The sequence below is a fragment of the Magnetospirillum sp. LM-5 genome, from assembly GCF_902729445.1.
Lineage (GTDB): Bacteria > Pseudomonadota > Alphaproteobacteria > Rhodospirillales > Magnetospirillaceae > Magnetospirillum.
Window position 1 is genome coordinate 151,359 of the sequence record NZ_CACVCE010000001.1, and the last position, 23,109, is coordinate 174,467.

The window sequence follows — 23,109 nt, forward strand, 5'->3', positions numbered from 1 at the left end:
GCGGCCCGGCAGGAATTGCCGGGCCAGCCCTGCCGACCCGGCAGTTTCGGCCTGCGTTGTGACAGGCCAACCCACTGAAAAAACAGCATTATCGAATTGGCACGCTGCCTGCAGCGCGTTTCGCGGAAAAGTCTGTTCCGCCGGGCGCAAGGAGGCTCGCGATGCTATGGGGTGCATTCAATAATTCGTGTTCGGCGATGATGGCGATGAGCTGGGACATGGGGTCCATCAGCCAGAACATCGCCAACGTCAACACCAACGGCTACAAGCGCAAGGAAACGCTGTTCAAGACGGTGATGTCGGAATCGCACGCCAGCCCCAGCGCGTTTTCCGGCCGTCTGAACGTGTTCGGCGTGCAGACCGCCGACCGCACCCATATCGGTGTCCAGGGCGTGGTGACTCCGTCCTCGACCGGTACCGACCTGGCCATCAACGGCACCGGCTTCTTCATGGTCGCGCCCTCCGATGACGGCAGTGCGCCATCGACGGCTTCGGTGGACAATCCGGAAAGCGTTCTTTACACCCGCGACGGCGCCTTCCGCTTCAAGGTCGGCCCCAACGACGAACGCTACTTCACCAGCGGCTCGGGCCACTACGTGTTGGGCTATATGGCCGACGACGATGGCCTGATTCAGGAAGGCTCGCTGGAGCCGGTCTATTCCATGCCGCAGACCACCATGCAGGGCAAGGCCACTACCACCGGCACCATTCAGGCCAACCTGCCCAGCGAGGCGCAGCAGACCGCCAATTCGGTCACCACCACCTCGACCATCACCGATCCCCTGGGCGCCTCGCAGACCCTGTCGGTCAACTGGCAACGGGTCGATGGCGTCACCTGGACGGTATCCGCCAGCGTGCCGGCTGCCGTCGGTACCGCCAGCCTGGGGCCGATCACCGTGACCATGGACGGCTGGGGCAACATTTCCAGTCCCACCACCCTGGCCCAGACCGCCACCATCGATTGGGACGACACCGCCTACGGTGCGGCCACCGCCAGTTCCACTGAGAACGTCAATCTGTCGGATTCCAAGCCGAGCATCGACCTCGAAAAGATCTCGGTCGAGATTTTCGACGCGGATGGCACGTCCCAGGTGGCGATCTTCGGCTATGAAAAGGCGACCTTCCTGACCGCGCCGACCGGTACCGCCACCAGCATGTGGTACATCCACCCGTCTTCCGGCCAGTATGCCACCACCGGCACCACGCCGACCGCCGCCACCATCACCTTCGATACCTATGGCAACGTCGTCGATGGCGGCGATGTGACCGCCGATCTCAGTTGGACCCGGAACAGCACCACCACCACCGCCTCGGTGACGGTTGACATGTCCAAGATGACCCAGCTGAACGGTGGGTTGAACGTCGTCAACGTCACCCAGGACGGCTATGCCGACGGCGACATGCTGCGGTCGTACTTCACCGAGGACGGCACCTTCAAGGGCTATTTCACCAATGGTGAGACCAAGTCCCTGTTCAAGATTCCGATCGCGCAGTTCATCTCGGAAAACAATCTCGAGGCGATTTCCGGCACGCTGTTCAAGCGCACCGCCGAGGCCGGCGACATTACCGTCAGCATGATCGAGGACGCCGTCGGCGAGCCGCGCTTCGCCACCTCGTCCATCGAGAATTCGACGGTCGATATCGAGGACGAATTCACCAAGATGATCATGACCCAGAAGGCCTATTCCACCAATGCGACGGTGTTTCGCACCGCCGACGAGATGACGACGGTGGCGCGCGACCTCAAGGCTTAGACCGAAATAGCCCTCGCCGGGCGCCGCCTCCGGCGGCTTGGCCGCGCCCGCAATGGGCGCCGCATCCCATCTTCGAATGGACCATTCGGAGATGGGATGCCCCTGATTCACTGATGGGTGGCTCCGCACCTACCCCTATGGGGGAGTAGGCGCGCGGGGCCGTTTGCGCTAAGACGGACGGCCTTTCCGATCGGGTGTTCGCCGCACTTGGCGGCGGGGCCGGAATGCCGTATGTAAGCAGCTTTGCTCCGGGCTGACCCCTGGTCCGCCCGGATTCCCCATGAGACAGCGCCAGCGAGGCGACACGACTTCGCGAGCGAGAGGAACCGAGCGTCAAATGAGCGGATTGCCCGACAGCCAAGGACTTTACGACCCGCGATACGAACACGACGCTTGCGGCGTCGGCTTCATCGCCGACATCAAGAACCGCAAGTCGCACGATATCGTCGTGCAGGGTCTGGAGATCCTGAAAAACCTGACCCATCGCGGCGCGGTGGGGGCTGATCCGCTGGCCGGTGACGGTGCCGGCATCCTGATCCAGATGCCCGACGCCTTCCTGCGCGCGGAAGCCGCGCGGGCCGGCATCACCCTGCCGGACCTGGGCCTTTACGGCGCCGGCACTGTGTTCCTGCCGCAGGACCCCACCTCGCGCCGCGCCTGTGAGATGATGGTCGAGCGTCTGATCGTCACCGAGGGCCAGGTGCTGCTGGGCTGGCGCGACGTGCCGACCGACAATACCGGCCTGGGCGAGACGGTGAAGCCGACCGAGCCCTTCGTGCGCATGGTGTTCATCGGCCGGGGCGCGCGCGTCACCGACCAGCAGGATTTCGAGCGCCGGCTGTTCATCATCCGCAAGCAGGCGGAAAACCGCGTGCCGCATGGCGCCGAGAAGGATTTCTACATCCCCTCGCTGTCGACCCGCACCCTGGTCTACAAGGGCATGCTGCTGGCCGATCAGGTCGGCACCTATTACAAGGACCTGTCCGACAAGCGGATGGTGTCGGCCATGGCGCTGGTGCACCAGCGTTTCTCGACCAACACCTTCCCCAGCTGGCGTCTGGCCCATCCGTTCCGCATGGTCTGCCATAACGGCGAGATCAACACGCTGCGCGGCAACGTCAACTGGATGAATGCGCGGCGCGGCGCGATGAATTCCGAAGTCCTGGGCGAGGAACTGGCCAAGCTGTTCCCGCTGATCGCCGAAGGCCAGTCCGACACCGCCTGCTTCGACAATGCGTTGGAGCTGTTGGTGCTGGGCGGCTATTCGCTGCCGCACGCCATGATGATGCTGATTCCGGAAGCGTGGTCGGGCAATCCGTTGATGGATGACCGCCGCCGCGCCTTCTACGAATACCACGCGGCCCTGCTCGAGCCGTGGGACGGCCCGGCCGCCGTGTGCTTCACCGACGGCCGCATGATCGGCGCCACGCTGGACCGCAACGGTCTGCGTCCGGCCCGTTATCTGATCACCGACGACGACAAGATTTTGCTGGCCTCGGAAATGGGCGTGCTGCCTTTCCCCGAGGACAAGATCGTCAAGAAGTGGCGGCTGCAGCCCGGCAAGATGCTGCTGATCGACCTGGAAGCCGGCCGCCTGATCGACGATTCCGAGATCAAGGAGCAGTTGGCCTCGGCCAAGCCGTACCAGGCGTGGCTGAACAAGTCGCAGATGATCCTGGAAGAGCTCTCGATCCCCGTCGAGCCCAAGGGCTTCGACGCCGACACCTTGCTGGATCGCCAGCAGGTGTTCGGCTACACCCAGGAAGATCTGAAGTTCCTGATGCAGCCGATGGCGGTGACCGGCCAGGAAGCCATCGGCTCGATGGGCACCGACACGCCGCTGGCGGTCCTCTCGGACCGGCCCAAGCCGTTGTTCAACTACTTCAAGCAATGCTTCGCCCAGGTGACCAACCCGCCGATCGATTCGATCCGCGAGGAATCGGTGATGAGCCTGGTCAGCCTGATCGGTCCGCGCCCGAACCTGTTGGGCGTGCATCATGGCGCCGAGGGCAAGCGCCTGGAGGTCAAGCAGCCGATCCTGACCAACGAGGACCTGGAAAAGATCCGCCGTATCGAGCAGGTGGAAGGCGCCGGCTTCAAGTCGATCGATCTCGACATCACCTGGCCGGCCACCGCCGGCGCGGCCGGCATGGAAAAGGCCATCGACGCCCTGTGCCGCGAGGCGCAGTCGCGGGTGATCGAGGGCTACAACATCCTGGTGCTGTCGGACCGCAAGGTCGGTGCCGACCGCATCCCGGTGCCGTCGCTGCTGGCGGTTTCGGCGGTGCATCATCACCTGATCCGCGAGGGTTTGCGCACCCAGGTCGGCCTGGTCATCGAAACCGGCGAGGCCCGCGAGGTGCACCATATGTGCTGCCTGGCAGGCTTCGGCGCCGAGGCGATCAATCCCTATCTGGCGTTCGAGACGCTGGAATCGATGCGTCCGACCCTGCCCGAGCCCCTGTCGTCCCAGGAAGTCCAGAAGCGCTTCATCAAGGGCATGGATAAGGCCATCTTGAAGGTGATGGCCAAGATGGGCATCTCGACCTATCAATCCTATTGCGGCGCCCAGATCTTCGACGCCCTGGGCCTGGCCCAGGACTTCGTCGACAAGTATTTCGCCGGCACCGGCAGCCGCGTCGGCGGCGTCGGTCTGATCGAGGTGGCCGAAGGGGCGGTGCGTCGCCACAAGCTTGCCTATTCCGACGCGCCGGTCTATCGCGACGCGCTGGATGTCGGCGGCGAGTACGCCTGGCGCAACCGCGGCGAGGACCATGCCTGGACCTCGGAATCCATCGCCGCCATGCAGCATGCGGTGCGCACCAATTCCTTCGACAAGTTCAAGGAATTCTCGAGCCTGATCGACGACCAGTCGCGCCGTCTGCTGACGCTGCGCGGCCTGTTCGAGATCAAGCCGCAAGGCAACGGCATCCCGCTGGACGAGGTCGAGCCGGCCAAGGAGATCGTCAAGCGCTTCGTCACCGGCGCCATGAGCTTCGGCTCGATCTCGCGTGAGGCGCATACCACGCTGGCGATTGCGATGAACCGCATCGGCGGCAAGTCCAATACCGGCGAGGGCGGCGAAGAAGCCGAACGCTTCCTGCCCATGGCCAACGGCGATTCCATGCGCTCGGCCATCAAGCAGGTGGCGTCGGGCCGCTTCGGCGTCACCGCCGAATATCTGGTCAATGCCGACGACATTCAGATCAAGATGGCCCAGGGCGCCAAGCCCGGCGAGGGCGGCCAGCTGCCCGGCCACAAGGTCGATCAGAACATCGCCCGCGTCCGTCACTCGACGCCCGGCGTCGGCCTGATCAGCCCGCCGCCGCACCACGACATCTATTCGATCGAGGATCTGGCCCAGCTGATCTTCGACCTGAAGAACGTCAACCCCGAAGCCCGCATCTCGGTCAAGCTGGTCTCGGAAATCGGCGTCGGCACCGTCGCCGCCGGCGTGTCCAAGGCCAAGGCCGACCATGTCACCATCTCGGGCTTCGATGGCGGCACCGGCGCCTCGCCGCTGACCTCGATCAAGCATGCGGGATCGCCTTGGGAAATCGGCCTGGCCGAAACCCACCAGACCCTGGTGCTGAACGGGCTGCGTAAGCGCATCGTCGTTCAGGTCGATGGCGCGCTGCGCACCGGCCGCGACGTCGTCATCGGCGCCTTGCTGGGCGCCGACGAATTCGGCTTCGCCACCGCGCCGCTGATCGCGGCGGGCTGTATCATGATGCGCAAGTGCCATCTGAACACCTGCCCGGTCGGCGTCGCCACCCAGGACCCGGAACTGCGTAAGCGGTTCAACGGCCAGCCCGAGCATGTCATCAACTACTTCTTCTTCGTCGCCGAGGAAGTGCGTCAGCTGATGGCCGCGCTGGGCTTCAGGAAGCTGGAAGAGATGATCGGCCGCGCCGACCTGCTGGATTCCCGCAAGGCCGTCGATCATTGGAAGGCCAAGGGCCTGGATTTCGGACGCCTGTTCCACGTCGTCGATGCCAAGGGCCAGCCGGTCCATCATTGCGAGAACCAGGAACACGACGTTCACGACGTGCTGGACCGCACTCTGATCGCCGAGGCCCAGCCGGCCATCAAGGACCGTAAGCCGGTCCGCATCGTGCGCACCATCAAGAACGTCGATCGTTCGGCGGGCGCCATGCTGTCCGGCGCGGTGGCCAAGGTGCACGGCCATGCCGGCCTGCCCGACGATTCCATCCATGTCCGTCTTTCCGGCACCGCCGGCCAGTCGTTCGGCGCCTTCGTCGCCCGTGGCGTGACCATGGAGCTGGAAGGCGAGGGCAACGATTATGTCGGCAAGGGCCTGTCGGGCGGCCGCCTGATCATCTATCCGCCGAAGACGTCCAAGCTGGTGGCGGAAGACAACATCATCGTCGGCAACACCGTCCTGTACGGTGCCATCGAGGGTGAATGCTACTTCCGCGGCGTCGGCGGCGAGCGTTTCGCCGTGCGCAATTCGGGCGCCATCGCGGTGGTCGAGGGTGTGGGCGACCACGGGTGCGAATACATGACCGGCGGCTGCGTGCTGGTGATCGGCCCCACGGGCCGCAACTTCGCCGCCGGCATGTCGGGCGGCGTCGCCTATGTCCTGGACGAGGCCGGCGACTTCAAGCACCGCTGCAACCTGGCCATGGTCGATCTGGAACCGGTGGTCGCCGAGGAAGACGCCATGGCCAAGCATGAAGGCATGTCCAACGACCTGGAAAGCCACGGCCTGGTCGATGTGATGGGCGACATGACCAAGGACGATGCCACCCGCATCCTGGCGCTGCTGCACAATCATCAGCGCCACACCGGATCGAAGCGGGCGCACGACATCCTGCTCAACTGGGAATATTACATGCCCAAGTTCGTCAAGGTGATGCCGGTGGATTATCGCCGGGCGCTGATGGAAATGCAGAAGGCCAACGAGCCGAAGCAGGTTGTCGGGGGAGGCCGCTAAGATGGGCAAGGCAACCGGATTCAAGGAATTCGCCCGCCAGACCCCCGGCACTGAAAAGCCGGAAGAACGGGTCAAGCATTACCGCGAGTTCACCAAGCCGCTGGCTGCGGAAGACCTGTCGAAGCAGGGCGCGCGCTGCATGGATTGCGGCATCCCGTTCTGCCATCAGGGCTGCCCGGTCAACAACATCATCCCCGACTGGAACGATCTGGTCTATCGGGACCGCTGGGCCGAGGCCATCGCGGTGCTGCATTCGACCAACAACTTCCCGGAATTCACCGGCCGCATCTGCCCGGCTCCGTGCGAAGCATCGTGCACCCTGAACCTGGAAGACAGCCCGGTGGCCATCAAGACCATCGAGCACGCGGTGATCGAACGGGCCTTCGCCGACGGTCTGGTGAAGCCGGAACCGGCCAAGACCCGCACCGGCAAGAATGTCGCGGTGATCGGTGCCGGTCCGGCCGGCATGGCCGCCGCCCAGCAACTGGCGCGCGCCGGCCACGGCGTGGTTCTGTACGAGAAGAACGCCCAGCCGGGCGGCCTGCTGCGCTACGGCATTCCTGACTTCAAGCTGGAAAAGACCATCATCGAGCGCCGCGTCGCCCAGATGCAGGCCGAAGGCGTCGAGTTCCGCACCAACGCCCATGTCGGCGTGACGGTGCCGGTCTCGGAACTGCATGGCTATGACGCCGTGGTGCTGTCGGGCGGCTCGGAAAAGCCGCGCGATCTGCCGGTGCCCGGCCGTCAGTTGGGCGGCATCCATTTCGCCATGGATTTCCTGACCCAGCAGAACCGCCGCGTCTCGGGCGAGCCGGTCAAGGGCGCCGACATCCTGGCGACGGCCAAAAAGGTGGTGGTGATCGGCGGCGGTGATACCGGTGCCGACTGTGTCGGCACCTCGAACCGCCAGGGTGCCGCCTCGGTCACCCAGATCGAGATCATGCCCCGGCCGCCGGAAAAGGAAGACAAGCTGGCCACCTGGCCGCATTGGCCCAACAAGCTGCGTTCGTCGACCAGCCACGACGAAGGCTGCGAGCGCCGCTGGTCGGTGTCGACGGTGGAAGCGGTGGGCAAGGACGGCCACGTCACCCATCTGAAGTGCGTCGAGGTCGATGCCAAGTTCCAGCCGGTGCCGGGGACCGAGTTCACCCTGGAGGCCGATCTGGTCCTGCTGGCCATGGGCTTCGTCCATCCGGTCCATGAAGGTCTGGTCGATGGTCTGGGGCTGGACAAGGACGGCCGTGGCAACGTCAAGGCCGACACGGTCAAGTACCAGACCTCGAACCCCAAGGTGTTCGCCGCCGGCGACATCCGCCGTGGTCAGTCGCTGGTGGTGTGGGCGATCCGCGAAGGCCGCCAATGCGCCCGCGCGGTCGATGAGTTCCTGATGGGCACCAGCGACCTGCCGCGCTGAGCGTCCGAGTCGTGCAAGCAAAAGGGCGTCCGGGGCAACCCGGGCGCCCTTTTCATTCGGACGCCCATGGAACCGGAGAGCGGGCCGCCGCCGTCTGCCGGAATGCCTTGATTGAGACGAGCATGTCGGCGACTTCGCTCTTTGCCGTTCCGTCTCCCTCGGTCAAGTCGGGATAGCGTGTCCGCGCAAGCCAGACGGAAGCCGGGGCGACTTCCTCCATCATTGCGGCCAAGTCGGGATAGGACGGGGTCGCCAGCCTGGCCAATGCATCAAGGTCGTGGGTGTGCGGGACCTTAAGCGCTGCCGCGACCAACAGGCCCTTGATGATCTTTTCGCCCGCCTGCTGACAGTGGAAAGCGGCCGGATCGATCAATGGTGGCTCGCGCCCCAAGGCCATTTCCGCCATGCAAATATCTTCATCGGCCTTGGCGAACCACTGGCCGGCCTCCGCCCATTGCAGCAGGGCTTGCGGATCAGGGCCGCTCATAGACGATTACGCCCTCGGTCAGGACGGTATGGGCGAACGAACCGATCGCTCGTGCCCGTTCCTTCAGCACGCCCTCGCGGCACGGTAGGATATCGACCGGTTCGTGATAGCCGGCCCGGGCGGAATGGATCACTTTTGCCGACATCATTTCTGGCGGCGCGTCATTGTCCAATTCCACCACAAGGTCAATATCGCTGTCCAAGCGGGCATCACCACGTGCCCGGCTGCCGAACAGGATGACCCGCCGGGGGTGGAACACCGACACCACCTGATTCAACAACTGATCCGGAACCGAACTAACCGCCGCCATCACGTCCTCGATTCTGCCCGATGCGATGACCAGAGACACATCATGCCATCGGTTCCGGGCGTGGTCACTATCTTCACGAAGCACCGAGCCGCCAGCGATCGAGTTCGGTCAAGACAGAGCCGCAGGATATCTGATCACCTGCAGGCCATATCAAAAGCTTTGATGCGGTTCAATCAGGTGGTCATTTGGGGGGTCAGAAAGGTGCATTCTGTGGCCAAGTGTACTTATGTGCCTGGTGCTGCTCATGTGGAATGGTAGATATGCTGCCATCGTAGCCACCTCCGGGCATTCCTGTCTTCGCATTAACCGCGAATGACTGCAATTTTGGCATGCCAGTATTACTATTTTTCTTGCAATAATCTTGTATTACACCAAGGAACCAAGATGCAGCACGCCAATGGACGCCTATAGCTGCAGATAGCTGTTTGTATGTGATGGGTTTGTTATGGGCGGCTGCCTGGACCAGATGTGGCCAAGCCAAGCGTGCTCTTGCCGTGTGCAGTACTATGTTCATACCACGCCTCCGTATAATGTGCGGACGTTATGCAAGCATAGGCGAAATCAGCTTGGCACGAAATGCTATTATTGATCGTTCCTGGCGGGGGCTTGGCAACACCGTCATCCACCATTACCCCTCCTCGGCCCCGCACGAGCACGACCGCCCGATCTGGGAATCGGGGCAGGGCACGTCGCCATAGGCGCAGAACACACAGCATTCGCCCTTGGGCGGGTGCATGACGTGACCACAGGCCTTGCAGGTCAGCGCCCACAACTGGCCGGGCATCTCTTCCTCCTGCCTGGCCCCGCAGGCCGGGCAGGTGACGGTCGAGGTGGTGAACCAGCTATCGCTCATTGGGCCGGTTCCACCACCTTGTGGCCGTCCTCGGCGGCCTTTTCCACCCGGCCCCGTTCAGTCGCCAGGAAACTGTAGATCACCGGCAGCACGAACAGGGTGAACAAGGTGCCGATGCTCATGCCGGCGACGATCACCACGGCGATCGAGAACCGGCTGGCCGCACCGGCGCCGCTGGCGATCAGCAGCGGCACCAGACCGGTGACCATGGCCGCCGTGGTCATCAGGATCGGGCGCAGGCGCAGGCTGGCCGCCACCTGGACCGCCTCGATGCGGCTCAGGCCGTCCTGCTCCTGGCGCTCGCGCGCCACCTCGCAGATCAAGATGCCGTGCTTGGTGATCAGGCCGATCAGGGTGATCAGTCCGACCTGGGTGTAGATGTTCATGCTGGCGACCCCCAGGGCCAGCGGGATCAGCGCGCCCGACAGCGACAGCGGCACCGACACCAGGATCACCAAGGGGTCGCGGAAGCTTTCGAACTGGGCGGCCAGCACCAGGAAGATGATCACCAGGGCGAACACGAAGGTCACCATCAGCGAACTGCCTTCCTGGACATACTGGCGCGACTGGCCGGCCTTGTCGGTACTCACCCCTTGCGGCAACACCTCGGCCGCGATCTTGTCCAGGAAGTCCAGCGCCTGGCCCAGGGTGACGCCCGGCATCGGGAAGGCCTGGATGGTGAAGCTGTTCAATTGGTTGAACTGGTTCAAGCTGACCGGCTTGACGGCGGCCGACAGCGTCACCAACGACGACAGCGGGATGGCGGCGCCATCGGTGGCGGTGACGTGGAAGCGGCCCAGCTGGCGCGGGTCCAGGCGGAAGTCGCGCGACACCTGCGGGATGACCTGATAGGACCGGCCCTGCAGATTGACCAGGTTGACGTAATTGCCGCCGGTCATGGTGGCCAGCGCCTCGCCGATCTGCTGCATGGTGACGCCATAGGCGGCGGCCTTGTCGCGGTCGATATCGACGATGGTCTGCGGGCTTTCGAACTTCAGGTCGGAATCGATGAAGGCGAACAGCCCCGACGATTGAGCCCGCTTCATCATCTCGGCTTGCAGGTCGTTCATCACCCGATAGTCGTTGGTGGCGGTGACGACGAACTGCACCGGCAGACCGTCCGAGCCGGGCAGGGGCGGCGGCGCGAACACCGAGGCCTTGACCCCCGACACCTTGTCCACCGCCTGCTGGAAGATCGGTGTCAACTCCTTGGTTGACTTGGTCCGCTGATCCCACGGCTTGGTGACGGCGCCGCCGAAGCCCTGGTTGACGGCGCCCATGCCGGCGATCATGAAGGTGTCGCGGATTTCCGGGAAGCTGCCCAGGGCGTGCTCGACCTGATGCAGGAAGGCATCCATGTAATCGATGTTGGCCGAGGCCGGGCCGGTGAAGGCGGTGAACACCACGCCCTGGTCCTCTTCCGGTGCAAGTTCGTTCGGCACGGCTTTGAAAAGAAACGGCAAAACGGCGACGACAATCAATGTAAACGCCAGGGTTGACGAGCGGTCGGCCAGCGAGGCCTTCAGCCAGCGCCCATAGCGGGTCTGGATGGCGGCGAACATCTTGTCAATGCGGGCTGACAGGCCCTTCTTGTCCTCGTCATGCTTCAGGATGCGCGAGCACATCATCGGCGACAGGGTCAGGGCGACGATGCCCGACACGATCACCGAACCGGCCAGCGCCATGGCGAATTCCTTGAACAGCGCTCCGGTCAGGCCGCCCATGAAGGCGATGGGGGCATAGACGGCGGCCAGGGTGATGGTCATCGAGATGACCGGGGTGGCGATTTCGCGGGTGCCGACGATGGCCGCCTGGAACGGCGACAGGCCTTCCTCGATATGGCGATGGACGTTTTCGACCACCACGATGGCGTCATCGACCACCAATCCGATGGCCAGCACCATGGCCAGCAGGGTCAAGAGATTGATCGAGAAGCCCAGCGCCAGCAGGAACATCGCCACGCCGATCAAGGACAGCGGCACCGTCACCACCGGGATCATCACCGAGCGCACCGAGCCCATGAAGGCGAAGATGACGATCATCACGATCACCGCCGCTTCCAGGATGGTCTTGATCACCTCGCGGATGGCCGCTTCGATGAAGATGGTGGAATCATAGGCGACCTGGGCGGTCAGGCCGGGCGGCAATTGCGCCTCGATGGCCGGCAAGGTGTGTTCGCGCACCTGGCGGATGACGGTCAGCGGGTTGGCCTCGGGCGTGGTGTAGATGCCGACGAAGATGGCCCGCTTGCCGCTGGCATAGACCGCCATGTCGTCGCTTTCCGCCCCCATCGACACCTCGGCGACGTCGGCCAGGCGGATCAGGCTGGTCCCCGAATGGCGGATCACCAGCTTGCGGAAATCGTCGGCGGTGGTCAGGTCGGTCTCGGCCTGGGTCGAGACGACGTCGAAGGCGCCCTTGGTGCTGCCCGCCGCCGAGGAATAATTGTTGCTGGTCAGCGCCACCTTGACCTCGTCGGCCGAGATGCCGAACTGGGCCAGCTTCTCGGGGTCCAGCCACACCCGCATCGAGAATTTCTGGCCGCCGTAAACCGCCGGGTTGGCAACGCCCGGCACCGAGGCCAGCTTGGGCTGGATCACCCGGTTGACATAGTCGGTGATCTGTTCCTGGCTTAGGCGGTCCGACGAGAAGGCCAGATAGGCCGAGGCGAAGGTCTGGCCGGTTTCCTTCTTGATGACCGGATCATTGATGCCCCGGGGCAGCAGCGAGCGGACCTCGTTGGTCTTGCTCATCACCTCGGTCATGGCCGCGTCGGGATCCTCGTTCAGGCGGACAGTGGCCTTGACCTCCGAAACCCCCTGGAAGGACCGGGACGTCAGGTAATCCAGGCCCGACGCCGTCGCCATGGCCTTTTGCAAGGGCTGGGTGATGAAGCCCTGGATCAGGTCGGCATCGGCGCCGGGATAGGTGGTAGTCACCGTGATCACGGTGTTCTTCATGGCCGGATACTGGCGGACCGGCAGCATCATCAGGGCGCGCAGGCCGACGAACAGGATCAACAGGCTGACCACGCTGGCCAGAACCGGGCGTTTGATGAAGATGTCGAACATGTCAGTTGGCCCCGCTCGGCTGGTTACGGGCTGCCGATTGTTTCAGGGGATCGGCGCCGTCCATCTGGACCTTCGATCCGTGCTCCAGCTTCAACTGTCCGGCGGTGACCACCAGGGCGCCCGGCTTCAGGCCGCTTTTGATCACCACGCGGCCATCCTTGCGCTCGCCCAGTTCGACCACCACGCGGGCAGCGTGCTTGCCCTCGGGGCCGTCCTCGACCACGAACAAGGCGTCGCCGTGCAGGTTGTAGGAAATCGCCTGGGCCGGCACCGTCACCACCTGTTCGGTGCCGCGCCGGGCGATGTCGATGCGGGCGAACATGCCCGGCCGCAGGCGGCCTTCGACATTGGGGAAGCGGGCCTGGGCGGCGACCATGCCGGTCTTGGCATCGACCTGCGGCTCGATGGCGGCGATGGTGCCCTCGAACACATGGCCGGGCCAGGCGTCGGTGGTCATGCGCACCGTCTGGCCGGGGGCCAGCGCCGACAGGTCGCGCTGCGACACGGTGAAATCGGCCAGCAGGGTCGACAGGTCCTGCAGGTTGACGATGGCTTGGCCGGGCTGCAGATACTGGCCCAGATCGATCTTGCGCACGCCCAAGATGCCCTCGAACGGGGCGGAGACCGATTTCTTGTCGATCAGGGCGCGGATGCCGGCGACCTTGGCCTCCTTGACCTTCAACTCGGCCTCGGCCTTGTCGACGGCGGCCTTGCTGACCGCGTCGGTCTTGACCAGGGTACGTTGGCGGTTGGCCGAGATGCGGGCCAGGTCGGCATCGGCCTGGGCCGAGCGCAGGTCGGCCATCTCGACATCGGTGTCCAGCCGCAACAGCACCTGGCCCTTCTTCACCGTCTGGCCGGATTGGAAGGTGATATCCTTGACCAGCCCGGCCCCTTGCGCGGCGATATCGACGCCGTTGACGGCGGACAGGGTGCCGACCGCCGACAGGCTGTCCTGCCACGAGGTCAGCTCGGCCGGCTGGGCGGTGACGGCGATCACCGGCTTGGGCATGTTGGCGAAGTAATCCTTGATCATCTTGTCGCGGAACTGGACAAAGCCCAGGACCCCGCCGAACACGATGGCGCTGCCGGCCAGCATGATTGCCATGCGCTTGACGTTCATGATCCTTACTCCTTCAGCAGGTCGAGAGCGGCCTGCTTCAGGCGCTCGGCATCTTTTTCGCAGCCCTGGCACAGGCCCAGGATGCGCTGGAACACCACCCCGTCCATGGCCGAACAGACCAGGGCGGCCTTGGCGGGATCGGGGCTGTCGCTCATCACGCGCTCGACCCATTCGGCGTACTTGGCCTGGATCGGCGCCATCAAATCGGGATTGACCGCCATCGCCGCCAACAGGGCGCCGCTGACCGGGTCGCCGGCCGGGCCCTGGGGGTCGAAGGCGGTGTGCACCACGGTCCGGGCCCAGCGATAGGGGCCTTCGGGCTGTTCGGCGTAATAACGGTGGTGAAGCGCGTCGCAGGAATCGGTCATGCGTTGGACCATGCCGCGAATCAGGTCGTCCTTGCTTTTGAAGTGGTATAATACACCGCCCTTGGACACTCCGGCGACGCGGGCGGCCTGGTCCAGCGTCAGCTTGGCGACGCCGTGGTCGCGCATGATGGACATGGCTGCGTCGAGGATTTTTTCACGGGTCGAGGGGGTGGTCATGGACTGGCTGGCCTTACTGTACCGTCTGGACGGTTTATATGGCACGGCCATCGCCTCAGTCATCCCCTGATAACGTCAGGGGGGGTATGCATAAAGGAAGGGGGAGCGGATCATGGCGCGGATCGTGGTGGTAGGCAGCGTCGCCACCGACGAGGTGGTGCGGTTGACCGAACGGTGCCGCGAAGGGGCGCATCTGAACGGCATCATGGAGGTGCCGCGCTTAGGGGGCGGCGGCGCCAACACGGCGGTCGCGCTGGCGGCGGCCGGCCATACGGTCACCCTGGTCGCCGCCGTCGGCGAGGATGATGACGGCGATTGGCAGATCGAGGCCCTGGCGCGCTCGGGCGTCGATGTTTCGGCGATCCGCCGGGTCAAGGGCGGCAGCACCCGCTCGATCGTCATGGTCGATCCCAACGGCGAGCGGACCATCGTCAATCTGGGCCGCGCCAAGGAAGAGCAGCCGCCGGCCCGCCTGCTGGATATCCCGGCCGATCTGGTCTATGTCCGCACCCGCGCCGTCGGCCTGGCGCCGCTGCTGGCCGAGAAGGGGCGATTTTGCAAGGTGGTTGCGCATATCCCGCCCATCGAGCCGGGGGTGTTTCCGGCCCAGGTGATCGTCGCCTCGGCTTCCGACCTGCCGCCCGATCTGCTGGCCGAGCCGGTCACCGCCGGCCTGATGGCCGCCGGCACGCGGCTGGAATGGATGGTGCTGACCCGGGGCGCCGACGGCGCCGAGGCGTTTTCCGCCGCCCGCCATCTGCGCCAGCCCTCGCCCGAGGTGCAGGCCATCGATTCCACCGGGGCGGGGGATGCCTTTGCCGCCGGCCTGTGCCACGCCTTGGTCGGCGGCGCCGAGATGGAGGACGCACTGGCGGTGGCGGTCAGGTGGGGTGCGGCCAAGGTCGGGCAGGACGGCTCGGCGCTGACGGCGGAAAATGTGGCTGGGTTGCTTTAACCCGTCAGTGCCTCTGTTTCTTGACCCGATTCATGATCAACGATTTGTGACAATCGCACGATTGCGGGTCACTTGCCCCGTCGTGGGGGCTGCCATCGATCAAAGTCAGAACATGTGCTATCAGGTCTCTGGCATAGTCCACGCTGTAAGCGCGCTTTCCACTTGCCAACGGCATGTCCGGGTCCATGACCGGGAACGGTATCCCATGGGGTTCCGGCGTGCGCCAGAACGACATGCCAGGCTTGCGCATATCCGTATCGACACACCCAAGACGGTTAAGAGCGTCTGTAAGACGTTTTTCCGATATGAAGTGTCTGGATTTATGCAACCCGGCGATCCTAGGCATGAAAAAGCCCCTTGAGACAACGCCAAGGGGCTTGAACGAGACGCTCAGGAATGAGCGTGATGGTCGATCTTGACGGTCAGGATCGGGTTCAGATGCCGCACCTGGGTCTTGAACTCTTCGTAAGACAGCGAGGGCTCATAATCGGCCTTGACGCCGCAGGACAGCTCGACCAGGCCGCTGACAGCGTCCGGGATCATGCTGAACGCCTGACGCATGGTCTTGGCGCCGACGTGAAGCCCCTGCAGGTCGGGCGAGATGAAGACATGAACATCACCGGCCTTACGGTAAATGATGCTCACCGTTTCTGGCGCATGTTCCAACAAGTGCATTACACAGTCCTCCAACACGGACATCTATTGACCTAATCCCGCGGCCGCCGTCAAGAGGGCGCGAGCACCGCAGTCGAAATTCATGCGGAACGTGTGTTGCAACGGGCACACAACCAATATAGCGAACTGTATGGCAGTTTTGGAGGTGGCGGCAAGCACATCAGAAAATGTTCATAAATTCTGCCGAATTTCGATGGGAAAGTCAAGAAAAAAATCCTATTTCCTTAGCCCGTCAATGCCGGCCCGTTGATCCACACCCCGGCCAGCAGGCTGGCGCCCAGCAAGGTGATGGTCAGGGCGCCGACGATTCCCAGGACCCGGCGCCACCGGTCGGAACGCGCCGAGGCGCCGAACAGGCGTTCCAGCAGGCGGTTGAGGCCCAAGGCAGACAGGCCGATGCCCGACACCGTCAAGGCCACGCCGACCGCCATGGCCAGGGTGGCCAGGATGCCGACCCACAACAGGCCGCTCGCCAGGGTGAACAGCAGCACCAGGATGGCGCCGGAGCAGGGCCGGAAGCCCACCGCCGCCGCCATCGCCCACAGGCCGCGGTCCTGTTCGTGGTGATGATGGTGCGCGCATTGGGGGCCGTGTTCATGGTGCTCGTGATCGTGGCCGCAGCCGTGCTTGCCGCGCAAGGCCTGGACCAGCATGAACAGCCCCATGGCGGTGATCAGGCCGTATGAGGCGACTTCCAGCCAGGCGGCGTGGGCCATGACGTCGCGGGGCGCCAGCGACAAGGCGCCTGCCAGCAGCAGCACGGCGGCGATGGCCGATCCGGCCTGGACCAGCGCCGACAGGGCGCAGGCCGCCAGTCCATAGCCGATGCGGGCGCGGCGGCTGGCGAACCAGGCACCGATCACCACCTTGCCGTGGCCGGGGCCGATGGCGTGGAACACGCCGTACAGGAAGGCGGCCAGCATCAGGGCCAGGGCCGGCTCGACGGCGCCGGTCTCTTTCATCGCAGCCAAATGCTGGCGCATCTCGGCGTTCAGGGTGCGCTGGAAGGCGAAAGCCCATTGGGCGATGGACCGCAGCGGCTCGGGCAGGTCGAAGCCTGATCCCGAGGGCGGCGGCGACAGCGCCGCCCAGGCCCAGCTTGGCAGCAGGCACAAGACCAGGCTTAGGGCTCGCATGTCACCACCACCTTCTTGGGATAGGCGGCACCGCCCAACAGCGGGTTGGCGCGATCCTCGCTCAAGGTCGCCCGGCAGCCGGCCGAGCCGTCGCCGACCAGACGGATGGCTGCGTCGTTGGGGATGTCGATGTCGATATAGAAGCTTTCCTCGTAGGTCGAGACCTTGAAGGCGTGGCTGCGCGGATCGACCGGCTGGGGCAGGGCCAGCCTGAAGCCGTAGACCAGGGTGTCTTTTTGCACCAGCAGCTTGAAGTCGCGGGCCGGCGGCCAGGTGACCGGCTGGCCGTCGATGCTGGCATAGGTGAAGTACTGGTGCTGGAGGGTGTCCTGGAAGGCGTCCTTCTCGATGGCGGAGATTTCCTTGGCCGACAGGGTGCCGCTCTTGTCCTGGTCGAAATCGGCGACCAGCGTGCCGGAATAGACCGGGTCGAACTTCCAGCCGATCTGCAGCGCGTGGATCAGCCCCTTGTCGAACAAAAGGATGATATGGGCATCGATCAGCACATGGGGATGCGCCCAGGCCGGCCAGGGCAGCAGCAAAGCCAGGACCAAGGCCCAGCGTCGCATGTCAGGCGGCCGCCGTCAGGCGCGTGAAGCCGGCCTCCAGGTCGGCCTGCAGGTCGGTTGCGTCCTCGAGCCCGGCATGGAAGCGCAAGGATGGCCCGGCCGGCGCCCAGGTGCTGGCGGTGCGGATGATGGAATGGCCCGTGGTCGGGATCACCAGGCTTTCGAAACCACCCCACGAAAAGCCCAGCTTGAAGTGGCTGAACCCGTCCAGCATGGCATCGACCGCTTCCTTCGACGCAGGCTTCAAGATCAGCCCGAACAGGCCGCAGGCGCCGGTGAAGTCGCGCTTCCACAAAGCGTGGCCGGGGTCCGAATGCAGGGCCGGGTACAACACGCGCTCGACTTCGGGGCGGGTTTCCAGCCACCGGCACAGGGCCAGCGCGGTTTGGCCATGGTGACGCAGACGGACGGGCAGGGTGCGTAGACCGCGAAGGCCCAGATACAATTCCTCGGCGCCTGGCGAATGGCCGAAGGCGGCGACCGAGCTTTTGACCTTCAGCCAGGTGTCTTCGTTGGCCAAGGTGATGGCGCCCAGCATGGCGTCGGCATGGCCGACCACGTATTTGGTGCAGGCCTGGATCGAGACGTCCACCCCATGGGCGAAGGGCTGGAAGGTCAGCACGCCCCAGGTATTGTCCATCATCACCACCGCGCCGGCACGGTGCGCCGCTTCGGCGATGGCCGGGATGTCCTGAACCTCGAAGGTCAAGGAACCGGGCGATTCGGTGAACACGACCCGGGTGTTGGGCCGGATCAGGCCGGCGATGCCGGCGCCCACCAGCGGGTCGTAATAGGTGGTCTCGATGCCCAATCCGGTCAGCACCGAATCGCAGAACTTGCGGGTCGGGAAATAGGTGCTGTCGACCATCAGCAGATGGTCGCCGGCCTTCAGGAAGGCCAGCAGCGCGCCGGTGATGGCGGCCAGGCCCGACGAGGTGGCGACGCACTTGTGGCCGCCTTCGACCACCGCCATGGCTTCCTCGAAGGCGAAGGTGGTCGGTGTGCCGAAGCGGCCGTAGCGCACGCCCTCGAACGGATGCTTGCCGCTGGCCTCCATCGCCGCCACCGACGGGTGCAGGATGGTCGAGGCGTGATAGACCGGCGGGTTGACGGCGCCGAAATGCCGCTCGGGGTGGCGGCCGGCATGGACGATCTGAGAGTCTTTTTTCATGGTTCCGTCGGGCAGGCAGGGATGACCGGCCCGGATGGTGGCACCAAGCGGCGCCGGATTCCAGTTAATCCGCCGCCCGCTTCAGGACCTCGGTGACGGTGACGGCCAGATGGTCCTCGACCACCACCACTTCCGCCTTGGCGATCTTCTTGCGGTTGACGTACAGATCGACCGGGTCGTTGACCTTGCGGTCCAGTTCCACCACGGCGCCGCGGCCCAGCTTCAGAAGCTGGGCGATCGGCAGGTTGGCTGTGCCCAGCACGGCGTAGCATTCGACCGAGACGTCATAGACCGCCTCTTTGCCGCCCACCATCGTATCGTCGCCCATCGCCGGCTGCCCTTAGCTATTTGACTCCAGCCTGATCATAGCGCCGACAATGGTTAAGGATGCGTTGCGCGTCAGTCTGCGCATTAGAACCATGATAAAATCTTGTTTGCAATCGATCGCGATAGATCGTTAGTCTGAGGCCGGGTTCGGGTGTTGACGTTGCCGGCTTCAAGACGAGCCGGGACAAAGGGAGTTGAGTTCCTGATGCCCACCAAATGGACCCCAGCCATGAGCGTCGGCAATGACGAGATCGACGCAGACCACATGCGGTTGATCCGCATCATCAACGATTTCGAAAAGAGCCCCGACCTGGCGCATGCGGAAGTGGCGGCGCGCAAGCTGTTTGGCTATGCCGAGGCCCACTTCCTGCGGGAGGAGGAGGTGTTGCGGCTGGCGGGATTTGCCGGGCTCGAGCACCACGCGGCGGCGCACCGCCATATCCTGGACGAATTGAAGGGGCATATCCGCGACTATTTCCTCCAGCCCAAGGGAGCCAGCGCCGACGAGGTCATCTGGCAGATGGCGTTGTTGATGCACGACTGGATCGTCAGCCATGTCCTGACCTTCGACCAGGGCATCAAGGCCTGTGTCGCCGACACGGATCAGGGCATCAGCACATATGATCCGGGCGCCTCGGCCAGCGGCGGGTAGTCCTTGGTCCCCAGGGGCGGCGGTGCGACCCGGGCGCCGGAACGCTCGGCCAGCCAGGCGCTCCAGGCGCTCCACCACGAGCCTTGCTGAACCGGCGTCACCAGGACCCAGGTGTCGGGATCGACATATTTGTCGGCGTCGGCCCGGGTGGATATCTGGAAGCTGCGGCCCTTGTGGCCGGGCTCCGAGACGATGCCGGCATTGTGGCCGCCCGAGCACAGGATGAAGGTGACGTCGGTGTCGGTCAGGATGCCGATCTTGTAGACCGACTTCCACGGCGCGACATGGTCCTTGGTGGTGCCGACGGCGCAGATCGGTGCGCGGATGTCGGTCAGGGCGATGGGGCGGCCATCGACGGTGAAGCGGCCCTTGGCCAGGCTGTTGTCGAGGAACAGGCGGCGCAGATATTCGCTGTGCATGCGGTACGGCATGCGGGTGGCGTCGGCGTTCCACGCCATCAGATCGTTGCCGTGGTCGGCCTCGCCCAGGAAGTAGTGGCGCACCATCCTGGACCACACCAGATCGTTGGAGCGAAGCAGCTGGAAGGCGCCGGCCATCTGCTTGGTGTCCAGGAAGCCCTGGTCCCACATCACGTCTTCCAGATAGGCGACCTGGCTTTCGTCGATGAACAGCATGATCTCGCCGGCATCCTCGAAATCGGTCTGGGCGGCCAGCAGGGTCACCGAGGCCAGGCGGTCGTCGCCGTCCCGGGACATTTCCGACGCCGCGATCGACAGCAGCGTGCCGCCCAGGCAATAACCGGCGGCATGGACCTTGGTCTCGGGCACGATGGCGTTGATGGCGTCCAGCGCCGCCATGATCCCTAAGCGGCGATAGTCGCTCATGCCCAGGTCGCGATCATCGGCGGTGGGGTTCTTCCACGAGATCATGAACACCGTGTGGCCCTGGCCGACCAGCCAGCGGACCATGGAATTGGCCGGCGACAAATCGAGGATGTAATATTTCATGATCCAGGCCGGTACGATCAGGATCGGCTCGGGATGGACCGTCTCGGTGGTCGGCGCATACTGGATCAGCTCGATCAGCTTGTTGCGATAGACCACCTTGCCGGGCGTGCAGGCCACGCCCTGGCCGGGGATGAAGCGCGGGTCGGGGGCATAGTCGCGGCCGGTCGCCTGGCGCAACAGATCGTCGCAGTAATTCTGCCAGCCGCGCGCCAGGTTCTGACCGCCTTGGTCCAGCGTCACCTTCAGCACGTCGGGATTGGTCAGCGGGAAATTGGCCGGCGAGAACACGTCGAGCAGCTGACGGGCGGCGAATTCCACCACCTGCTGACGGTGGCGGCTGACGCCCCGGATGTTGGTGGTGGCATAGTGCCACCATTGCTCGGTGTAAAGGAACGCCTGGCTGAGGACGTTGTAGGGGTGTTTCTGCCACTCGGCGCTGGCGAAGCGGGAATCCTGGGCCAGCGGCACGAACGGGTCGGGGTCGGTGTGTCCGGCGGCCGAGGCGGCGGCATAGCGCATCAAGGGCAGCGCCTTGGCGGCGGCGTTCTGGGCCAGTTCGCCCATCTTGCCGGGCGAGTTCATCAGGTGGACCAGCCAGTCCAGATAGGCCAGCCCCAGCGAGGCCGGCGACAGCGCCATGGTGAAGCGGCCCTGGACCGCATGCATCAGGCGGTCGGTGCTTTCGGTGAACACCGGGAAGGGCGGACGAAACGATTCCGGCTGCGGATTGTTCGCGGCCGTCGGTTGCGGGCGGATCTCGTTCATGGCGATGCCTTCCCCACGCGGATGATCCCAGAACTATACCCCCGCGCGAGGGCGGCGCGGCATGACGATTTTGCAACCGCGAGAACGGGGGATGGCCATTGAAACCAATGAAAAATTTTCGGAATCCGCTGGCCTTTTTCCCGGCGGTGCCATATAGTTATTATCGAGTTAATCTAGCCTTGGTGTAATTATGGCTCTCGGCACCAACAAAGTCTCGGCGATGGGATCGCCCGGAATAGCTGCGGCGGCAACAGCCCGCCCGGCCTCCGGCGGTCGCAATGTCGCGACTTCGCATGGTGCCCCGCTCGAAAGTGCCGTCTTCGCGCCGCAGATCGGGATCAACGACAACCGTCTGCTCCGCTATGAAGAGGAAATGCAGTTCGGGACCGAGGATCGCCGTGAACCCGAGCAGCAGGCCACGCCGTTCATCATCCGCGCCACCAACGCCTTCAAGGCCGAGGAAGTGGACGAGGTGATCAATGGCGGGGCTGGCGAAGGCAGTTTCCTTGGCATGGTGATGCGCGGGGTCGGTACTTACGAGCGCAACATGCGCGTGACCACCCCGGGTGCGGTGCGCCCCGGCAGCGTGCTCAATTACGTCTACTGACTGATTGAGATCGACAAACGGCGCCGGCCTTGGTCGGCGCCGTTTTCGGTGTTGTTGGGGGCTGCGAACTCGGGCCAGGTTCACACCTTAGTCCATCGAGCCTTTAATCTGGTTCATACCCTCTGCCGTCACCCCCGGACTTGATCCACGGCTGTCCGGTTCAATTATCGCGGTACCATCCACAGCCCTCGTCGTCATGGCCGGGCTTGACCCGGCCATCCACGCGCATCCGCATAACGCGCTGTTTCCATTCGATTTTGTTCGGTGCCACGGGGATGCCCGTGTCAAGCACGGGCATGACGGAGTGTGGGGCGATGGCGTCACGTCCCGTCCGGGCCCGAGCCTTTGAAAGGCGCGCGCCACAAGGGTTTGCGCCGCGACGCCAGAGATTAAACCGGACAGAAGTGGACTTGATCCGGGGGTCCATGCTGCCGGAGGCAGCTTCGCCACCATGGATTGCCGGGTCAAGCCCGGCAATGACAATCAAGAAAGGCTGATCCGGATTTTATGCTCGCGGCTATATGACACAGATGAACACAGATAAACACAGATGAAATTAGATATTTTTCCTTTCATCTGTGTCCCGCGAAGCGGGTATCTGTGTTAATCTGTGTCTGAACTCCCGCCATCTACGACTAGATGGTTGAGCCTTTAATCTTCAATGGACGTGATCCAGTGGTCCATGGATTGCCGGGTCAAGCACGGCAATGACGATCAAGAAATGCTGATCCAGATTTTAGGCGCGCCGCTCTAGATTTGCCCAATCAGCG

General features: G+C 64.1%; 18 protein-coding genes. 6 read left to right on the forward strand and 12 right to left on the reverse strand.

The window, feature by feature from the left end; genetic code table 11:
• The first annotated feature begins 161 nt into the window (after positions 1-161).
• From MTBLM5_RS00775 to MTBLM5_RS00785, 3 genes are all read left to right on the forward strand, one after another.
• Positions 162-1,754, forward strand: a complete 1,593-nt coding sequence (locus MTBLM5_RS00775) for a flagellar hook-basal body complex protein (RefSeq protein ID WP_173973899.1) — start codon at positions 162-164, stop codon at positions 1,752-1,754.
• Between the two features lie 337 nt (positions 1,755-2,091).
• Positions 2,092-6,711, forward strand: a complete 4,620-nt coding sequence (gene gltB / locus MTBLM5_RS00780; RefSeq protein WP_217424944.1) for a glutamate synthase large subunit — start codon at positions 2,092-2,094, stop codon at positions 6,709-6,711.
• A 1-nt stretch (position 6,712) separates the two neighbouring features.
• Complete coding sequence (locus MTBLM5_RS00785) at positions 6,713-8,125, forward strand: glutamate synthase subunit beta (RefSeq protein ID WP_173973901.1); 1,413 nt, start codon at positions 6,713-6,715, stop codon at positions 8,123-8,125.
• Positions 8,126-8,177: 52 nt separating this feature from the next.
• On the opposite strand, the gene MTBLM5_RS00790 is transcribed toward MTBLM5_RS00785, so the two are convergent.
• From MTBLM5_RS00790 to MTBLM5_RS00815, 6 genes are all read right to left on the reverse strand, one after another.
• Positions 8,178-8,612: a HEPN domain-containing protein gene (locus tag MTBLM5_RS00790; protein ID WP_173973902.1), complete on the reverse strand. Its 435-nt coding sequence runs from the start codon at positions 8,610-8,612 to the stop codon at positions 8,178-8,180.
• Positions 8,599-8,961, reverse strand: coding sequence for a nucleotidyltransferase family protein (locus tag MTBLM5_RS00795; RefSeq protein ID WP_254430848.1), 363 nt, complete (start codon positions 8,959-8,961; stop codon positions 8,599-8,601). The genes MTBLM5_RS00790 and MTBLM5_RS00795 overlap by 14 nt, the downstream gene beginning before the upstream one ends.
• 589 nt (positions 8,962-9,550) lie before the next feature.
• Positions 9,551-9,775: a GDCCVxC domain-containing (seleno)protein gene (locus tag MTBLM5_RS00800; protein WP_173973903.1), complete on the reverse strand. Its 225-nt coding sequence runs from the start codon at positions 9,773-9,775 to the stop codon at positions 9,551-9,553.
• Entirely contained in the window at positions 9,772-12,846 is a 3,075-nt protein-coding gene (locus MTBLM5_RS00805; RefSeq protein ID WP_173973904.1) for an efflux RND transporter permease subunit, read from the reverse strand. Before MTBLM5_RS00805 ends, MTBLM5_RS00800 begins: the two co-directional genes overlap by 4 nt.
• A 1-nt stretch (position 12,847) precedes the next feature.
• Positions 12,848-13,969 carry an efflux RND transporter periplasmic adaptor subunit gene (locus MTBLM5_RS00810; protein ID WP_173973905.1) on the reverse strand — a complete coding sequence of 374 codons (1,122 nt, stop codon included), beginning with the start codon at positions 13,967-13,969 and terminating at the stop codon, positions 12,848-12,850.
• A gap of 5 nt (positions 13,970-13,974) precedes the next feature.
• Complete coding sequence (locus tag MTBLM5_RS00815) at positions 13,975-14,514, reverse strand: TetR/AcrR family transcriptional regulator (protein ID WP_173973906.1); 540 nt, start codon at positions 14,512-14,514, stop codon at positions 13,975-13,977.
• Positions 14,515-14,626: 112 nt separating this feature from the next.
• Between MTBLM5_RS00815 and MTBLM5_RS00820 the strand changes: the two genes are divergently transcribed.
• On the forward strand, positions 14,627-15,469 hold the full coding sequence (locus tag MTBLM5_RS00820) for a carbohydrate kinase family protein (RefSeq protein ID WP_173973907.1): 843 nt from the start codon (positions 14,627-14,629) through the stop codon (positions 15,467-15,469).
• Between the two features lie 390 nt (positions 15,470-15,859).
• Here the strand turns inward: MTBLM5_RS00820 and MTBLM5_RS00825 are convergent, their stop codons facing one another.
• The 5 genes from MTBLM5_RS00825 to fliN all read right to left on the reverse strand — a co-directional run bounded on the left by MTBLM5_RS00825 (position 15,860) and on the right by fliN (position 19,348).
• Entirely contained in the window at positions 15,860-16,144 is a 285-nt protein-coding gene (locus MTBLM5_RS00825) for a hypothetical protein (protein WP_173973908.1), read from the reverse strand.
• A gap of 224 nt (positions 16,145-16,368) precedes the next feature.
• Positions 16,369-17,280, reverse strand: coding sequence for a nickel/cobalt transporter (locus MTBLM5_RS00830; protein WP_173973909.1), 912 nt, complete (start codon positions 17,278-17,280; stop codon positions 16,369-16,371).
• Positions 17,268-17,849, reverse strand: coding sequence for a DUF1007 family protein (locus MTBLM5_RS00835; RefSeq protein ID WP_173973910.1), 582 nt, complete (start codon positions 17,847-17,849; stop codon positions 17,268-17,270). Before MTBLM5_RS00835 ends, MTBLM5_RS00830 begins: the two co-directional genes overlap by 13 nt.
• Before the next feature lies 1 nt (position 17,850).
• Positions 17,851-19,020, reverse strand: a complete 1,170-nt coding sequence (metC, locus tag MTBLM5_RS00840; RefSeq protein WP_173973911.1) for a cystathionine beta-lyase — start codon at positions 19,018-19,020, stop codon at positions 17,851-17,853.
• 64 nt (positions 19,021-19,084) lie between these two features.
• The gene (fliN, locus tag MTBLM5_RS00845; RefSeq protein WP_173973912.1) at positions 19,085-19,348 is read right to left on the reverse strand and encodes a flagellar motor switch protein FliN; all 264 of its coding nucleotides are present in this window, start codon (positions 19,346-19,348) and stop codon (positions 19,085-19,087) included.
• Positions 19,349-19,552: 204 nt separating this feature from the next.
• Here fliN and MTBLM5_RS00850 point away from each other — a divergent pair, with 204 nt between their 5' ends.
• On the forward strand, positions 19,553-19,999 hold the full coding sequence (locus MTBLM5_RS00850) for a bacteriohemerythrin (protein ID WP_173973913.1): 447 nt from the start codon (positions 19,553-19,555) through the stop codon (positions 19,997-19,999).
• On the opposite strand, the gene MTBLM5_RS00855 is transcribed toward MTBLM5_RS00850, so the two are convergent.
• Positions 19,951-21,732, reverse strand: coding sequence for an alpha/beta hydrolase (locus MTBLM5_RS00855; protein ID WP_173973914.1), 1,782 nt, complete (start codon positions 21,730-21,732; stop codon positions 19,951-19,953). The two genes, MTBLM5_RS00850 and MTBLM5_RS00855, sit on opposite strands and share 49 nt — an antisense overlap.
• A gap of 190 nt (positions 21,733-21,922) precedes the next feature.
• Between MTBLM5_RS00855 and MTBLM5_RS00860 the strand changes: the two genes are divergently transcribed.
• Complete coding sequence (locus tag MTBLM5_RS00860; protein WP_173973915.1) at positions 21,923-22,339, forward strand: hypothetical protein; 417 nt, start codon at positions 21,923-21,925, stop codon at positions 22,337-22,339.
• The last annotated feature ends 770 nt before the right edge of the window (positions 22,340-23,109 follow it).

Bases quoted from the DNA above. Each gene is read 5' to 3' on its own strand.
- MTBLM5_RS00830 (WP_173973909.1), bottom strand. From the start codon at position 17,280: ATGCGAGCCCTAAGCCTGGTCTTGTGCCTGCTGCCAAGCTGGGCCTGG.
- gltB (WP_217424944.1), top strand. From the start codon at position 2,092: ATGAGCGGATTGCCCGACAGCCAAGGACTTTACGACCCGCGATACGAA.
- MTBLM5_RS00800 (WP_173973903.1), bottom strand. From the start codon at position 9,775: ATGAGCGATAGCTGGTTCACCACCTCGACCGTCACCTGCCCGGCCTGC.
- MTBLM5_RS00820 (WP_173973907.1), top strand. From the start codon at position 14,627: ATGGCGCGGATCGTGGTGGTAGGCAGCGTCGCCACCGACGAGGTGGTG.
- MTBLM5_RS00855 (WP_173973914.1), bottom strand. From the start codon at position 21,732: ATGAACGAGATCCGCCCGCAACCGACGGCCGCGAACAATCCGCAGCCG.
- MTBLM5_RS00805 (WP_173973904.1), bottom strand. From the start codon at position 12,846: ATGTTCGACATCTTCATCAAACGCCCGGTTCTGGCCAGCGTGGTCAGC.
- MTBLM5_RS00860 (WP_173973915.1), top strand. From the start codon at position 21,923: ATGGCTCTCGGCACCAACAAAGTCTCGGCGATGGGATCGCCCGGAATA.
- MTBLM5_RS00815 (WP_173973906.1), bottom strand. From the start codon at position 14,514: ATGACCACCCCCTCGACCCGTGAAAAAATCCTCGACGCAGCCATGTCC.
- fliN (WP_173973912.1), bottom strand. From the start codon at position 19,348: ATGGGCGACGATACGATGGTGGGCGGCAAAGAGGCGGTCTATGACGTC.
- MTBLM5_RS00850 (WP_173973913.1), top strand. From the start codon at position 19,553: ATGCCCACCAAATGGACCCCAGCCATGAGCGTCGGCAATGACGAGATC.
- metC (WP_173973911.1), bottom strand. From the start codon at position 19,020: ATGAAAAAAGACTCTCAGATCGTCCATGCCGGCCGCCACCCCGAGCGG.
- MTBLM5_RS00810 (WP_173973905.1), bottom strand. From the start codon at position 13,969: ATGAACGTCAAGCGCATGGCAATCATGCTGGCCGGCAGCGCCATCGTG.
- MTBLM5_RS00775 (WP_173973899.1), top strand. From the start codon at position 162: ATGCTATGGGGTGCATTCAATAATTCGTGTTCGGCGATGATGGCGATG.
- MTBLM5_RS00785 (WP_173973901.1), top strand. From the start codon at position 6,713: ATGGGCAAGGCAACCGGATTCAAGGAATTCGCCCGCCAGACCCCCGGC.
- MTBLM5_RS00825 (WP_173973908.1), bottom strand. From the start codon at position 16,144: ATGCACTTGTTGGAACATGCGCCAGAAACGGTGAGCATCATTTACCGT.
- MTBLM5_RS00835 (WP_173973910.1), bottom strand. From the start codon at position 17,849: ATGCGACGCTGGGCCTTGGTCCTGGCTTTGCTGCTGCCCTGGCCGGCC.
- MTBLM5_RS00790 (WP_173973902.1), bottom strand. From the start codon at position 8,612: ATGAGCGGCCCTGATCCGCAAGCCCTGCTGCAATGGGCGGAGGCCGGC.